This is a genomic window from Xanthomonas sp. NCPPB 3200, from assembly GCF_056393585.1.
Window position 1 is genome coordinate 3,456,242 of record NZ_CM150785.1, and the last position, 15,092, is coordinate 3,471,333.

Annotated in this window: 11 protein-coding genes; 6 read left to right on the forward strand and 5 right to left on the reverse strand. The window is 69.0% G+C overall.

The genetic code is table 11. The features are described from left to right. Positions 1-13: 13 nt before the first annotated feature. The 3 genes from AC06DU_RS15040 to mrcB form a co-directional block, all read right to left on the reverse strand. Positions 14-2,020, reverse strand: a complete 2,007-nt coding sequence (locus AC06DU_RS15040; protein WP_024940333.1) for a DNA repair helicase YoaA — start codon at positions 2,018-2,020, stop codon at positions 14-16. Between the two features lie 256 nt (positions 2,021-2,276). Next, positions 2,277-2,801, reverse strand: coding sequence for a tetratricopeptide repeat protein (locus AC06DU_RS15045; protein WP_024940334.1), 525 nt, complete (start codon positions 2,799-2,801; stop codon positions 2,277-2,279). A gap of 13 nt (positions 2,802-2,814) precedes the next feature. Further along, on the reverse strand, positions 2,815-5,259 hold the full coding sequence (mrcB, locus tag AC06DU_RS15050) for a penicillin-binding protein 1B (protein WP_054591009.1): 2,445 nt from the start codon (positions 5,257-5,259) through the stop codon (positions 2,815-2,817). A 239-nt stretch (positions 5,260-5,498) separates the two neighbouring features. On the opposite strand from mrcB, the gene AC06DU_RS15055 reads away from it, so the two are divergent. After that, positions 5,499-7,601, forward strand: a complete 2,103-nt coding sequence (locus tag AC06DU_RS15055; RefSeq protein ID WP_478202735.1) for a glycosyltransferase — start codon at positions 5,499-5,501, stop codon at positions 7,599-7,601. Between the two features lie 60 nt (positions 7,602-7,661). Here AC06DU_RS15055 and AC06DU_RS15060 read toward each other — a convergent pair whose 3' ends face one another. Both AC06DU_RS15060 and AC06DU_RS15065 read right to left on the reverse strand, forming a co-directional pair. Then, positions 7,662-9,176, reverse strand: a complete 1,515-nt coding sequence (locus tag AC06DU_RS15060) for a hypothetical protein (protein ID WP_478202736.1) — start codon at positions 9,174-9,176, stop codon at positions 7,662-7,664. A 184-nt stretch (positions 9,177-9,360) separates the two neighbouring features. After that, a complete protein-coding gene (locus AC06DU_RS15065; protein WP_478202737.1) occupies positions 9,361-11,544 on the reverse strand; it encodes a RelA/SpoT family protein in 2,184 nt (727 codons plus the stop codon). A gap of 290 nt (positions 11,545-11,834) precedes the next feature. Between AC06DU_RS15065 and pqqA the strand changes: the two genes are divergently transcribed. The 5 genes from pqqA to pqqE all read left to right on the forward strand — a co-directional run bounded on the left by pqqA (position 11,835) and on the right by pqqE (position 15,032). Beyond that, entirely contained in the window at positions 11,835-11,915 is an 81-nt protein-coding gene (gene pqqA / locus AC06DU_RS15070) for a pyrroloquinoline quinone precursor peptide PqqA (RefSeq protein WP_002812057.1), read from the forward strand. Between the two features lie 66 nt (positions 11,916-11,981). Continuing rightward, positions 11,982-12,881 (forward strand): pyrroloquinoline quinone biosynthesis protein PqqB, encoded by a 900-nt coding sequence (gene pqqB / locus AC06DU_RS15075; protein ID WP_046343823.1) that lies wholly within the window; start codon positions 11,982-11,984, stop codon positions 12,879-12,881. After that, on the forward strand, positions 12,878-13,630 hold the full coding sequence (gene pqqC / locus AC06DU_RS15080; protein WP_102251493.1) for a pyrroloquinoline-quinone synthase PqqC: 753 nt from the start codon (positions 12,878-12,880) through the stop codon (positions 13,628-13,630). The genes pqqB and pqqC overlap by 4 nt, the downstream gene beginning before the upstream one ends. Beyond that, positions 13,627-13,905 carry a pyrroloquinoline quinone biosynthesis peptide chaperone PqqD gene (pqqD, locus tag AC06DU_RS15085; protein ID WP_047129146.1) on the forward strand — a complete coding sequence of 93 codons (279 nt, stop codon included), beginning with the start codon at positions 13,627-13,629 and terminating at the stop codon, positions 13,903-13,905. Before pqqC ends, pqqD begins: the two co-directional genes overlap by 4 nt. Next, complete coding sequence (pqqE, locus tag AC06DU_RS15090; protein WP_478202738.1) at positions 13,902-15,032, forward strand: pyrroloquinoline quinone biosynthesis protein PqqE; 1,131 nt, start codon at positions 13,902-13,904, stop codon at positions 15,030-15,032. The genes pqqD and pqqE overlap by 4 nt, the downstream gene beginning before the upstream one ends. Positions 15,033-15,092: the final 60 nt, after the last annotated feature.

Here is a 15,092-nt window from a genome sequence, read left to right on the forward strand (position 1 = left end):
GGAAGGAGAAAGCTCAGTCGTCGCCAAACGGCAACGCGAGCACGCCATTGTCGCCCACCGGCTCGGCGACGCCAAAGAACGCGCGCACGTCGCCGATCTCGCGGGTACGCGCAAACGGCGGCAGCGACTGCATGAAGGTGCGGCCGTAGCCCTTGTTCACCAGCCGCGGGTCGCACAGCACCAGCACGCCACGATCGGTCTCGCTGCGGATCAGCCGGCCCACGCCCTGCTTGAGCGCGATCACCGCCTGCGGCAACTGCTCGTCGCGGAACGGGTTGCCGCCGTCGCGGCGGATCGCATCCAGGCGCGCTTCGAACACCGGGTCATCGGGTGCGGCGAACGGCAGCTTGTCGATCACCACCACGCTCAAGGCATCGCCGACCACGTCCACGCCCTCGCGGAAGCTGGCCGAGCCCAGCAGCACGCCGTTGCCGGAAGTGCGGAAACGCTGCAGCAAGGTGGCACGCGGCGCCTCGCCCTGCACGAACAGCGGCCACGGCGCGCCGCGCAATGCGTCGGCCGCTTCGCGCAGCGCGCGATGCGAGGCGAACAGCAGGAACGCGCGGCCATTGGAGGCATCCAGCACCGGCATCAGCGCCGCGATCAGCGCCGTGCCGAATCCGCGTGCGGCAGGATCAGGCAGGTGCGGCGGCAGGTAGCACAGTGCCTGGCGCGCCCAGTCGAAGGGACTGGGCTGCAGCAAGGTCACCGGATCGCTCAGGCCCAGGCGCTGCGCGATGTGGTCGAACTCGCCGCCCACTGCCAGCGTGGCCGAGGTGAACACCCAGGCCGCATGCGATTTTTCGCGATGCTCGCGCAGCGGGCCGGACACATCCAGCGGCGTGCGCTGGCAGCGGAACCCGCGCGGGCTGAGCTCGTACCACAGCACATCGTTGTCGACGGTCTCCGGCAGCTCCTGCTCGAAATCCGGTACCGGCGCATCCTCGCCCAGCCACCGCGACAGCCGCGCTAGCGCTTCCTGCGCACGTGCACAGCAGCCATCGAACCCGGGCGAGGCCTCGCGCAACGGCAGCAGGGCCTCGCCCAGCCGCGCCAGCGACGACAGCACCGCATCGAAACCCTCGCGCACCTGCGGCTTGGCCAGCGCACGCCATTGGGTGCCGCGTGACGGCAGGCCCTCCATGCCCGCACGCAGGCCGCGCAGAGCCTCGTCCAGGGCGAGGATCGGCTCCTGCAGGCTGGCCTGCGCACCGGCGACCAGGCGCGCTTCGACCATGCAGTCGCGCGCCAGTTCCTGCCACGGCCGCATGCCGAAACTCTCGCCGAAGAAGTTCGCCGCCAGCTCCGGCAGCTGATGCGCTTCGTCGATGACGAAGGCCTGCGCGCCGGGCAGGATCTCGCCGAAGCCTTCCTGCTTGAGCGCCAGATCGGCCAGCAGCAGATGGTGGTTGACCACCACCAGATCGGCCGCCTGCGCGCGCTGGCGCGCCTGCACCACAAAACACTCGCTGTAGAACGGGCATTCGGTGCCCAGGCAGTTGTCGACGGTGGAGGTCACCAGCGGCAGCAGCGGTGAGTCGTCCGGCAGGGCTTCCAGCTCGGCCATGTCGCCGAATTGGGTACGCCCGCTCCAGGCCACGATGCGCTGGAACTGCGAGACCTGCTCGGGCGTGGCAAAGCGCGGCTCACCACGCGCCTGCTGGGTGCGGTACTTGCACAGATAGTTCGCGCGGCCCTTCAGCAGCGCGCTGCGCAGGCCGATGCCGAGCGCGGCGCGCACGCGCGGGAGGTCGCGATGGAACAACTGGTCCTGCAATGCGCGTGTGCCGGTGGAGACGATGGTCTTCAGCCCCGACAGCAATGCCGGCACCAGGTAGGCGTAGGTCTTGCCGGTACCGGTGCCGGCTTCGGCCAGCAGCACATCGCGTGCCTCGAACGCCTCGGCAATGGCGCCGGTCAGGCGCAACTGCGCGGCACGCGGCGCGAACGCATCGAGCTGACGCGCGAGCGCCCCGCCCTCGCTGAGCGCCTCGATGCTGGCAGTGGCAAGTTGGGACATGGGACCGGAAGCTGGGGCAGGAAGCGCGACAGCCTAGCGCGTGCGCGCTGCCGCTGCCTGGATTGCGCCGGTGGGCCGGTGGCGGCACTGACCGCGCAGCCGGCGTTTACGCACCAAGATGCGCGGCGTGGCGCCGCTGGCGGTCGTGCGCGGGAACGAACGGCTCGCGTCGAAGCAGATGGGCGCAAGCAACGCAGGCCGCATCACGCTGGCTGCGCCTGTCGTGCAGCAGGCGCAGCCAGCGGCGTGGCCGTGCTCAGTAGCGTTTCACGCCGGGCACCGTGCACCCGGCAATCTGCGACTTGGCCGAAGCGGCGTTTTCCTTCTCGCCACGCGCCAGCCGCGACTGCTCGATGGTGGCCCAATGCCGGCGGCACAGCGGCCCGGTCTTGGAGCCCAGCTCGATGGCCTGTTTGGCGAAACGCTCGGCGGCGGGCCAGTCGGCCTGCAGTACCGCCACTTCGGCACGCTCCTGCAGGATGGCGGGATCGCCGGAAACCAGGCCCACGGCCTGATCCAGCGACGCCGCCGCGCCGGCCAGGTCGCCGGCCTGGCGCTTGCTCTTGGCGGTCTCGCGCAGGTCGTCCACCTGCGGGTCGCGCAATGGCTGTACCGACAGCTCGGTATCGTCGACGCCGGCCTCGCGTTCGATCAGCAGCAGCCGCTGTGTCGGCGTGGTCGGGTCCACCGGGGCCGGCGGTGGCGCAGGCGGCGCGCTGACGCAGGCGGTGAGTGCGGCAGACACGCCAGCGAGGGCAAGCAAACGGTGCAGTCGGTTCATCGGGTCACTCCAGTCAACGTGCAGGTGCAGCCGCGGCGGGTGCCGGCGCGGGGTCTTCCGGCTTCTTTTCCAGACCGAAGAAGCGACGCCAGCCACCACCGCTGGATTGCTCGGCCGGCGCGGATGCATCGCCGGGCACGCCTTCGATCGACGGTGCATTGCCGGCACAGGGGGCGTAGGCCGGCGTGAAGCCGACCACGAACGGGAACTGGCGCGCGCCCGGGCAGCCGGCATCGGTCACGCCGGTACCGGCCGCGTCCACCCACTGCCAGTCCAGGCCCTTGCCGCTGACCTTCAACGGCGCACTCGGCAGCCGCGCGAAGATGCTCGACCATACCCGCATCGCGCCGGTGGCACCGTACAGGCCGGTCTGCTCGTTCTGGTCGTTGCCCATCCAGATCACCGCCAGGTGGTCGCCGGTGTAGCCGGCGTACCAGCTGTCGCGGCCGTCGTTGGAGGTGCCGGTCTTGCCGGCCGGCGACAACCGGCCCAGGCCATCGCCCAGCAACTGCCGCGCAGTGCCGCCGCTGACCACCTGCTGCAGGGCGACGCTGATCAGATTGGCCGCCACCGAATCGCCCTCCTGCGCCGGCGCCGGGGTCTTGTCGTAGCGCTTGAGCAGCTTGCCCTGCGGATCGAGCACGCCGCGCACCGCATGCAGCGGCTGGATCTCGCCGCCGGCAGCCAGGAACTGGTACAGCTGCGCCATGCCGTACGGGCTCTGGTCGGTGGCACCGAGGATCAGCGAGGGATTGGTGTCGGCCTTGATGCCGGCCAGTACCTGGATCAGCTGCGCGATGCGTTCCGGGCCGACCTGCATGCCCACGCGCACCGTGGCCTGGTTGTAGGAATGCGCCAGCGCATCGATCAGCCGCACCGTGCCGTGACTGCGGTTGTCGGAATTGCCCGGCGACCAGGTCTTGCCGCGGCTGAGCTGCACCGTCACCGGTGCATCGTCGACCCAGCTGGACAGCGCCCAGCGGTCCGGCGAGGCCAGCGCCAGCAGGTAGACGAACGGTTTGAGCAGCGAGCCCACCTGCCGCTGCGCTTCGACCGCGCGGTTGAATCCCGGCTTGGCCACGTCGCGGCTGCCGACCACCGCCAGCACATCGCCGTTATGCACGTCGGTCAGCACCAGGCCGGCCTGCAGCGGTGGGCGCTTCTTGTTGTCCAGCCGCTTGATGGTGCCGGTCACCGCGCCTTCGGCATAGGCCTGCGCGGACGGCGACATGCCGGTGAGCACGCTCATGCCGGCGCCCTGCAGCACGCCTTCCGGGTAGTCGTGCGCCAGCTGGCGGCGCACCAGGTCCACATAGGCCGGGAAGCGGTTGGCCGCGACCAGGCCCGGCTCGGTGGGCACGCCCAGCGGTGCGGCCAGCGCGCGCTTGTATTCGGCCGCGTCGATCAGGTTGTTTTCGTGCAGCTTGCCCAGCACGAAATTGCGCCGATCCAGCGCGCGTTCCGGATTGCGCCGCGGGTCGTAGTAGGACGGCCCCTTGACCAGCCCGATCAGCAAGGCGATCTGCTCGGTGGTCATCGAATTGAGCTCGCGGCCGAACCACAGCTCCGCGCCCGAGGACACGCCATGGATCGCCTGCCCGCCGCGCTGGCCCAGATAGACCTGGTTGAGATAGGCCTCCAGGATGGTGCGCTTGTCGTAACGCGCCTCCATGATCACTGCGTAGAGAATTTCGTTGAACTTGCGGGTGACGGTCTGTTCCTTGCCGATGCCGAGCAGGCCGCTGCGCGCCAGCTGCTGGGTCAGGGTGCTGGCGCCCTGGCGAACCTGGCCGCCGGAGCGCGCCATGATCCAGGCCGCACGCACCATGCCGCTGAGATCGATGCCGTGGTGGCTGTTGAAGTCGCGATCCTCGACCGCCTGCAGGCCGGTGACCAGCAGCTCGGGCACTTCTTCCATGCGCACCAGGCGGCGCTCTTCCTGCTTCTGTCCGTACAGCGTGGCGATGCGCGCCGGGTCCAGCCGCGCACTCTTGAGCGCCTTGCGGTCGCTGGCGTCGCGCAGGCTGGCCACGCGCCCACCGGAGAGGCTGACTTCCACCCGCCGCGCAGGCACGCGCCCATCCACATCGATATAGCCGCGGCTGGCGATGGTGAAGCGGCTGCCGTCCTGCTGGTAGGTGCCGGCCAGCTTGGCTTGCCCGTCGTCACGATACGAGGCGGCGTCTAGCTCGGTCTTCAACGTGGCCGCATCCAGCGCATTGCCCGGTACCAGCACCAACGGCCGCCCGTACACGCGGGTCGGGATCTGCCAACGCAGCTCGCCAAACCGCTGGGTGACCTGCTTGTTCAGATACACCGTGTAGGGAATCAGAAAACCGAGCGCCAGCGCGAATGCCGCAAAGGCCCAGACAATCAGCCTGCGTTGCCAGCGGGAACCTTGCTCGGTGGAGTCGTCCTCGAAATCGTCGGGAGCGTCGTTGTCGTGGCGTCGGGGCACAGGAATGCGAGAATGTAGAGTCCGGCGAGTCTAGCGCAGCGCTGTCGTGGTTGTGGCCGGCCGGCCCCTCTGACTTAAGAGCGGCTAACAAAACGGCCACGCTCACCGTCAGCGGGCACGGACCGTCTCCGGCATCTGCGGGTACCCTGCGTCCCCTGCGCTTGCCTTGCGCCGTCCTCGCCGCCTGACGACTGCTCGCCGGGTTTTCTTCGTCACGCCACGTCTGGAGTTCCAACGGAATGTCGATGTCACTGGCCGATGCACGCTATCTGTTCAATCGCGTGCTTGGGCTGATTCACCGCAGCGTGGCGAGCATGCGCACACGCGGCTGGCGCGCCACCTGGCAGCGCATTCGCGTGCATACGCAGGCACCGCCGGCGGCGCTCGGCACGCCGCTGTGGTTGCCGGAGGCCGCGCCGTTTGCCGCGTTTGCGGTCCCGCACAGCGACACCCCGCGCGTGACGCTGGTGATTCCGGTCTACAACCACATCGCGCACACGCTGGCGTGCCTGCGCGCACTGGCGGCGCATCCGCCGCTGCTGGAGGTGGAGATCATCGTCGTGGACGACGGCAGCAGCGATGCCACGCAGGCGCAGCTGCCGCAGGTGCAAGGGCTGCACTACCACCGGCGCGCCAGCAATGGCGGTTTCATCGCCGCCTGCAATGACGGCATCGCCCTGGCGCGCGGCGACTACGTGGTGCTGCTCAACAACGACACCATCCCGCAACCCGGCTGGCTGGATCGGCTGATCGACACATTTGCCCAGCACCCCGGCGCCGGGCTGGTCGGCGCGCAACTGGTGTACCCGGACGGACGCCTGCAGGAATCCGGCGGCGTGGTGTTCGCCGACGGCAGCGCCTGGAGCTACGGCCGTTTCGAATCGGCCGACGACCCGCGCCATGCCTATGTGCGTGCGATGGACTACTGCTCCGGCGCGGCGATCGCGCTGCCGCGCGCGTTGTTGCAGACGCTGGGTGGGCTGGATCGCCGCTACATGCCGGCGTATTACGAAGACACCGATCTTGCGTTTGCGGTGCGTGCCGCCGGCTACCGGGTGCTGGTGCAGCCGGCCAGCGTGGTGGTGCATGACGAGGGCACCAGCAATGGCACCGACACCCGCACCGGGGTGAAGGCGTACCAGGTGCGCAACCAAGGCGTGTTCGCCGACAAGTGGCAGCAGGCGCTGGCAACGCAGCTGCCAGTCGGCACGGTTCCCGGCCCTGCGCTGCTGCACCGTGGCCAACGCCAGGTGCTGATCCTGGACGAATGCGTGCCGCAACCGGATCGCGACTCGGGCTCGTTGCGGCAGTTCAATTTGATCCGCCTGCTATGCGAAGAGGGCGCGCACGTGGTGTTCGTGCCGACCCGCCGCGAACACGCCGGACGGCACACGCAGGCACTGCAGCAACTGGGCGTGGAAGTCTGGTACGCGCCGTTCCTGGACGGCATCGGCAGCTGGCTGCGCACGCACGGCCCGCGGTTTGCGGTGGTGCTGCTGGTGCGTCACCACGTTGCGCATGCCTGCCTGCCGCTGCTCAGACAGTACGCGCCGCAGGCGCGCACCCTGTTCGACACCGTCGACCTGCATTACCTGCGCGAGCGCCGCGGCGCCGAGCTGGCCGGCGATGCCAATCTGTTGCGCGCGGCCGAACGCACCCGTCTGCGCGAGCTGGAGATCATGGCCGCCACCGATGTCACCTTGCTGGTCTCGGCGGCCGAACAGGCGCAGCTGCAGGCGGACGCACCGCAGATCCACACCGCCCTGCTCTCCAACCTGCATGAGGTGGCCGGCAGCGGCCGCCACTTCGAGCAACGCCACGATCTGGTGTTCGTCGGCGGCTTCCGGCATCCACCCAATGTGGATGCGGTGCAGTGGTTCATCAGCGCGATCTTTCCGCAGGTGCGCGCGCAATTGCCGCAGGTGGTCTTCCACTGCATCGGCGCGGACATGCCGGAGGCGCTGACACTGCTGGCCGACGAATGCCCCGGCGTGCAATTGCACGGGCATGTGCCGGATCTGCTGCCGTTCATGGAGAACGCACGCATCGCGGTGGCACCGCTGCGCTTCGGCGCCGGCGTCAAAGGCAAGATCAACCTGAGCATGGCGCACGGGCAGCCGGTGGTCGGCACCACCTGTGCGGTGGAAGGCATGCATCTGCGCGACGGCGAGGATGTCTGCGTGGCCGATGACGCCGATGCCTTCGCCGCAGCGATCGTGCGCCTGTATCGCGATGCGGCGCTGTGGCAACGCCTGGCCGACAACGGGTTGCACAACGTGGCCCGGCATTTTTCGCTGGATGCGGCGCGTGGCACGGTGCGCGCGCTGTTTATCGCGGAGTGAGTGCGCGCTGGGCGCTCGGGGATGGCGCTGTGAGTGGCGCCGCCGAAGACAGCCGCTGGGTCAGCGCTGCTCGGTCACGGCCTTGACCCGGCGCGTGAACTCGGCCAATTCCGGCAGCCCAGGGTCCAGCTGGTGCGCCTCGTCCTGCGCGCGTCGTGCAAAGGCGGCGTCTTCCTGTCCCAGGCGTTCGCTGCCCACCGCAACCCAGCGTTGCGCAAGCCGTCGACGCGCGCCGGCCAGTGCATCGCCGTTGGGCGTCAGCGCCTGCCAGGCATCCAGGCAGCCGCGCGCGGCACGCAGGCGGTTGTTGCGCAGCTCGTCCTCGAAGCAGCGCTGACTGGCCGGCACCACACGTGCGGCGGCCTGCAGCACGCGTGGATCGCGCGGCGCCAGCGCCTGCGCGGCACGCACCGCGTCGTAGGCACTGGCGCCGGGCGGCGTCATCCACTGCTGCTGCGCTTCGGCAGCTGCCACCCGTTGCAGCAGCGCGCGCAGGCGGCGCTCGCGGGTACCGCGCGACAGCCCGGTCTCGGGGCTGCGCTGGGCATCGCGTGCACGCGCAATCGCCTGCTCGGCCTGCGCAATCGCGGCGGCGCCGGGCAGCAAGGTCTTGGCTTCCTGCAGCGACTGCAGCGCGGCGTCGAACTGGAAGTCTGCCGCCTGTCGGCCGGCTTGCGCGGCATATTCGCCTGCCACCTGCTCCAGCCCACGCTGGGCGGCCGCATCCGCCGGCTCGGCTGCCAGCACTGCGGTGAAATCGCGTGCGGCCGGTGCCAGTCGGCCACGCCGCAACAGGCCCTGCGCGCGCTGACGGCGCTGGTCCAGCACACGGTGGTAGTGGCCCTCGGTCAGCGGTACATCGGCATGCCCGGCGTCATAGCGTTTGGCCGCGGCCAGCAGCATCGCCGCATCGGCCAGCGCATCGCGCGCCAGGGCCTGGCGTGCCTGCGCCAGCAGATCGGTCAGGGCGTCCTCGCGCCCTTCCAGCGCATCGGTGCGGTCCGGTGCCAGGGTCAGGATGCGCTGGTACAACGGCAGCGCGCTGTCCGGGCTGCCATCCAGGCGCCCTTGCTGTTGCGCGGACACCGCCTGTGCGAACAAGGCGTCCAACCCGGCCCGACGCGCCTGCAACTGGCGCAGGCGCAGTGCCACCGGTGCGATCTGCGCCTGCGGCACCTCCAGCGCGCCCGCCAGCGTCAGCGCGCGCTGCGCAGCAGCGGCGTCCCCGGCCGCAATCGCCGCGCGCGCCTGCACCACGGCAGCGGCACCGGTGCACGCCAGGCCGGCGCGGGCTTCGCCACGATCGCTGTCCAGCGCAAGCGCAGCAGCGAACAGTTCGCGCGCGCCGTTGCCATCGGCCGCACTGAGATGGCCACGCGACAGCGCCGCATCGCCCCGCTGCAGCAGTTGCTGGATACGCGTGTCCGGCCACAGCCAATCGGCCAGCGGCTTGCGCAGCACGACCGTGGCCAGCAAGAGACAGGCGCACAGCGCCAGCACCACGCGCCATAGCGCGCGGCTGCGCAATGGTGCCCAGAGGCGAGGCGATCTTGCCCAGCGCGGAAGCGGGAGCATGCGGTGGCGTCCGTCCTTGGCGCGACCTGACGAGGACGCGTTCACCCCGTCATGGTAGCTGTCTGCTGCGAAGACGATGTGGGCTTGAGGAATCGGGAATCGGGATTCGGGAAGCGGGCACACCTTTGCTTGCTGTGGGTGCCGCCTGTTTCAAGGCGATGGGCGCCGGCGGGCTGCGGCGCACTCAACCGAGTCGCCGCACCTCGTTTACGCCGGGCAAGGCATCCAGTTTGCCGAGCAGACTGGACAGCTGGTCGTAGTCGCTGACCTTCAGGCGCAGGCGCAGTTGTGCCCTGCCGGTGTCGCGCACGTTGTCGCTGTTGATTTCCAGCACGTGCGCGTCCTCCTGCGCGATCAGGTTGGTGATGTCCTTGAGCAGCCAGCGGCGGTCGACCGCGCGCACCTGCACATCCACCTCGTAGCCGCTGCCGGCCTGGCCCCACTCCACCGGCAACACCCGCTGCGGATGCGCTGCGGCCAGACGCGACAGTGCCGCGCAATCGGTGCGGTGCACGGTGATGCCGCGGCCGCGGGTCAGATAGCCGGCGATCGGCTCGCCCGCCACCGGCTGGCAGCAGCGCGCCAGCTGCACCAGCAGATTGCCCACGCCCTGCACGGTGAACTTGGATTTACCCAGGCCCTCGCGGCGCGCGGTGGGCCGTGGCGGCGCCGGCACCGCCGGCTGCGAAGCGGCCCGCTCGGCTTCCAGCAGCGCGCGGCTGACCTGGTTGGGCCCGGTATCGCCCAGCGCCACCTGGATGTACAGGTCGTCGACATTCTCGGCGTGGAACTTGCGCGTGGCCACGCCCAGATCGGCGTGCTGCAGGCCCAGCCGCTTGAGCTCGCGATCGAGCAGGTCCTTGCCGGCCTGTACGTTGCGCGCGCGGTCGAGCTTGTGGAACCACGCGCGCACCTTGTCGCGCGAGCGCCCGCTGGCCAGAAAGCCATTGGACGCCAGCAACCAGTCGCGGCGTGGGTCGGCCTCCTTGGCGGTCATGATCTCCACCCGGTCGCCGCTGCGCAGCCGGTAGGTCAGCGGCACGATGCGGTCGTTGACGCGCGCGCCGCGGCAGCGATGCCCGACCATGGTGTGCACGTGATAGGCGAAATCCAGCGGCGTGGCGCCTTGCGGCAGGTCGATGACCTCGCCCTTGGGGGTCAGTGCATACACGCGGTCTTCGATCAGCTCGGCGTCCAGCGCACCGGCCAGTTCGCCGTGGTCGCCTTCCTGCACCTGCTCCAGCAACTGGCGCATCCACAGGATCTTGCGGTCGAAGGCTTTTTCGCCGCCCTTGCCGCCTTCCTTGTATTTCCAGTGCGCGGCCACGCCGAGCTCGGCCTGCGCGTGCATTTCGTGGGTGCGGATCTGGATTTCGATCGTGCGCCCTTCCGGGCCGACCACCGCGGTATGCAGCGAGCGGTAGTCGTTGGCCTTGGGCCGGGCGATGTAATCGTCGAACTCACTCGGCACCGGTGCCCACAGCGAGTGCACCGCCCCCAGCGCCGCATAGCAGGCGGCCACGTCATCGACCATCACCCGCACCGCGCGGATGTCGTAAAGCTGGTCGAAGGACAGGCGCTTTTTCTGCATCTTTCGCCAGATGCTGTAGATGTGCTTCGGCCGCCCGCTCACCTCCGCGCGCAGGCCCTGCTGGGCCAGCGTCGTCGACAGGGTGCGCTTGACCGCGTCCAGATAGCGCTCGCGCGCAACGCGGGTTTCGTCCACTTCGCGGGCGATGCGGCAGTAGGTCTCCGGCTCCAGATGCCGGAACGCCAGGTCTTCCAGCTCCCACTTCACCTGCCAGATGCCCAGCCGGTTGGCCAACGGCGCATGGATGTCGCGGGTGAGCTGGGCCAGTGCGCGGCGCTGCTCTTCGCTCAGGCGGTCGGCCACGCGCATGCGCGCCAACTGCCGCGCCAGCAGGATCGGCACCACCCGCAGGTCGTGGATGATGGACAGCAACAGCCGCCGCAGACCTTCGCTGTTGCGCCCGGCCTCGCGACCGGCGTGCAGGGCCCAGACCTGGTCGGCCGCATCCAGCCCGTCCAGCAGGCCTTCGACCGCCACCCGGCGCTCGGCCGGCTGCCATGGCAGGCCGGCGATCGCGCCGCGCAACGCCGGCAGGTCGAACAGCAATGCCGCAATCAGGGTGGCCTCATCGGCGGCCAGCAACGCCAGCGCGTCCAGCGTATCGGCCAGCAGCGTCCAGGCCACGTCCTCGCTCGGCGCCGGCAACTGCTGCCAGGCCTGCGCCAGGGCATCACGCAGATCTGGCGCGATCGACGCGATGGCGGGACGCTGCAGCAAGGCATGCAGGCGCTCGAATGAGGAACTGGTCACAGCGGTGGACACGGCGATGGGCAACAACGGGGGGCTGACAGCTACGGTAACGTGCGCGTCACCTTCTCCACAACGCGCAATCGCTGCATCGTCGGCGCAATCCCGCACGCTTGCGCTTATGGTCGGTTCACCCGCCAACGTCTTGATTCGCAACCGCTGTGCGCCGCTTGTGCCGCAACGCTGCAGGCCAATCGGCATGCTCAATCAGCTTTTTACATGCTTTTTACAACTCGCCCAAACCGCCTGCCTATGCTCCAGTGGCGTTGTCGCTGCGTCCTGCCGCGGCCACGTCATTCCAACCAACTGCGAGGTAGCCGATGAAGACCTGGAAGAAGCCTGTCGTTCGTGAAGTCAATTGTGGCGCCGAGATCAACTGCTACGTCTCCGGCGAATTCTGAGCTCACCTGCCGCCCCTCCTCCCGATGCATGACCGGCAATCGCCGGCAGATAGGTAATAGTTCTCCATGCGCATCATCGTTCTGGGATCGGCGGCCGGCGGTGGGCACCCGCAGTGGAATTGCCACACACCCGCCAGCAGGCGGGCATGGCAACAAGCCGATGGTGCCCAGCGTCGTACCCAGGCCAGCATCGCCGTCAGTGCCGATGGCCAGCGCTGGGTCCTGATCAACGCCTCCCCCGATTTCCGTCAACAAATTCTTGCAACGCCCGCACTCTGGCCGCAGCGCGATTTGCGGCATTCGCCGATCGAAGCGGTGCTGCTGACCAGCGGCGAGATCGACCATATCGCCGGATTGCTGTCGATGCGCGAGAGCCAGGCGTTCTCGCTGCATGCCAGCAGCCGCGTGCTGGATCTGCTGTCGCAAAACCCCATCTTCGATGCGGTCAATCCCGCCTACGTGCAGCGCCAGCCGTTTGCGCTGGACACGCCGGTGTCGCTGCTGGGCCTGCAACTCACGCCATTCTCGGTGCCCGGCAAGGTACCGCTGTTCATGGAGTCGCGTAGCGGCGGCGACCTGGCCGGCTCCAACGAAGAAACCCTCGGGCTGACCATCGACGATGGCCAGCACCGCGTACATTACATTCCCGGCTGCGCAGCGATGACCGATGCCTTGCGCGCGCGCCTGCAAGGCGCCGAACTGGTGTTCTTCGACGGCACGCTGTGGCGCGACGACGAGATGGTGCAACTGGGCATCAGCCAGAAGACCGGCCAGCGCATGGGCCACATGAGCATCGACGGCCCCAACGGCACGATTGCCGCGTTCGCCCCGCTGGAGGTGGCGCGCAAGATCTTCATCCATCTCAACACCACCAATCCCGTGCTCGACACCCACTCGCCGGAGTACGCCAGCGCGCGTGCCAGCGGCTGGGAAGTCGCGCACGACGGCCTGGAGATCACCTTGTGACCACCCTGCTCACCCCGGACCAGCTGGAGGCGGACCTGCGCGCCATCGGCGCCCGCCTGTACCACGACCAGCATCCCTTCCATGCGCTCCTGCACGAGGGCAAGCTCGATCGCGGCCAGGTCCAGGCCTGGGCGCTGAACCGCTTCGAATACCAGCGCTGCATTCCATTGAAGGACGCCGCGATCCTGGCGCGCATGGAAGACCCGGCGTTGCGGCGGATCTGGCGGCAACGCATTCTCGATCACGACGGCAACAGCCCCAGCGATGGCGGCATCGCGCGTTGGCTGCACCTGACCGACGCGCTCGGCCTGGAGCGCACGCTGGTGGAATCCGGCCGTGCGCTGCTGCCCGGCACCCGTTTCGCGGTGCAGGCCTACCTGCAGTTCGTGCGCGAAAAAAGCCTGCTCGAGGCGATCGCCTCCTCGCTGACCGAGCTGTTCGCCCCCAACATCATCGGCCGGCGCGTGGCCGGCATGCTCAAGCATTACGACTTCGTCTCGCCCGAAGCGCTGGCCTATTTCGAGCATCGCCTGACCGAGGCGCCACGCGATTCGGATTTTGCGCTGGACTACGTCAAGCAGCACGCCGATACCGTCGAAAAACAGTCCCTGGTCAAGGCCGCGCTGCACTTCAAGTGCTCGGTGCTGTGGGCGCAGCTGGACGCGTTGCACGTGGCCTACGTCGCCCCGGGCATCGTGTGGCCAGATGCGTTCGTGCCCGACCGCGACGCCGGCCGGGCCGCGGCGTGAGCAGCATCACCCGCGACAGCCAGCCGGCCCTACGCGCAGGCGTGCGCCTGCAACACGACCGCGCGCGTGACCAATGGGTGCTGCTGGCGCCGGAACGCGTGGTCGAGCTGGACGAGATCGCACTGGTGGTGGCGCAGCGCTACGACGGCACGCGCTCGCTGGCGCAGATCGCGCAGGAACTGGCAGGCGAATTCGATGCTGACGCGGCCGATATCGAGGTCGATGTGATCGAACTCACCGCCACGCTGCATCAGAAGCGTCTGCTGCGGCTATGAGCATCGCCCCGCCGCCACTGTCGGTACTGCTGGAGCTGACCCATCGCTGCCCGTTGGCCTGCCCGTATTGCTCCAACCCGATCGCGTTGGCGGCGCTGCGCGAGGAAATGGACACCGCCGGCTGGCGCTCGCTGCTGCAGCAGGCTGCCGACATGGGCGTGCTGCAGGCACACTTTTCCGGCGGCGAGCCGATGCTGCGCAAGGACCTGCCCGAGCTGGTGGCGCATGCACGTGCGCTCGGGCTGTACAGCAACCTGATCACCTCCGGCGTGGCCGGCGGCGAGCCGATGCTGGACCAGTTGCAGGCCGCCGGACTGGAGCATGTGCAGCTGAGCGTGCAGGACGTCGACCCGGCCGGTGCCGACCGTATCGCCGGCTATCGCAACAGCCTGGCGAAGAAGCGCGAGTTTGCCGCCGCCGTGCGCGCGCGCGGCCTGCCGCTGACGCTCAATGCGGTGCTGCATCGCCATAACGCCGAGCGCGTGCCCGGCATGATCGCGCTGGCGCTGGAATGGCAGGCCGAACGCATCGAAGTGGCGCACACCCAGTACTACGGCTGGGGCCTGCGCAATCGCGCCGCGCTGATGCCCAGCCGCGAGCAGCTGATGGCCACGATTGACGCGGTGGAAACCGCCCGCCGCGAGCTCGGCGACCGCCTGGCGATCGACTTCGTCACCCCCGATTACTACGCCCGCCAGCCCAAGCCGTGCATGGGTGGCTGGGGCCAGCGCTTCGTCAATATCTCCCCGCGTGGCGATGTACTGCCCTGCCATGCGGCCGAGACCATCGACGGCATGCGCTTTGACAACCTGCGCGAGCGGTCGCTGGCCGACATCTGGGACAACGGCGAGGCCTTCGTGCGCTTCCGCGGCACCGCCTGGATGCCGGAGGTCTGCCAGGGCTGCCCCAAACGCGAGATCGACTGGGGCGGCTGCCGCTGCCAGGCGCTGGCGCTCAGTGGCGATGCCGCCACGCTGGACCCGGTCTGCGAACGCTCGCCGCGGCACACCGAGGTACGCGCCACCGCCGAACGCGAGGCCGCCGCCCCGCCGCCGGAGTTCGTCTACCGCCGCCCCGGACCCGCGGCATCGGCCAGCACAGAGGCACGAGCCGCCGACACGCCATAGCCGGCTGCGTCATGCGCGGGCTAGCGTCTACACTAGCCGCCTCTCCTGATCGGATGGCAT

Excerpts from the sequence above, each read along its gene's own strand:
- AC06DU_RS15055 (WP_478202735.1), top strand. The coding sequence starts at position 5,499 with ATGTCGATGTCACTGGCCGATGCACGCTATCTGTTCAATCGCGTGCTT.
- AC06DU_RS15040 (WP_024940333.1), bottom strand. The coding sequence starts at position 2,020 with ATGTCCCAACTTGCCACTGCCAGCATCGAGGCGCTCAGCGAGGGCGGG.
- pqqE (WP_478202738.1), top strand. The coding sequence starts at position 13,902 with ATGAGCATCGCCCCGCCGCCACTGTCGGTACTGCTGGAGCTGACCCAT.
- AC06DU_RS15060 (WP_478202736.1), bottom strand. The coding sequence starts at position 9,176 with ATGCTCCCGCTTCCGCGCTGGGCAAGATCGCCTCGCCTCTGGGCACCA.
- AC06DU_RS15045 (WP_024940334.1), bottom strand. The coding sequence starts at position 2,801 with ATGAACCGACTGCACCGTTTGCTTGCCCTCGCTGGCGTGTCTGCCGCA.
- pqqA (WP_002812057.1), top strand. The coding sequence starts at position 11,835 with ATGAAGACCTGGAAGAAGCCTGTCGTTCGTGAAGTCAATTGTGGCGCC.
- pqqB (WP_046343823.1), top strand. The coding sequence starts at position 11,982 with ATGCGCATCATCGTTCTGGGATCGGCGGCCGGCGGTGGGCACCCGCAG.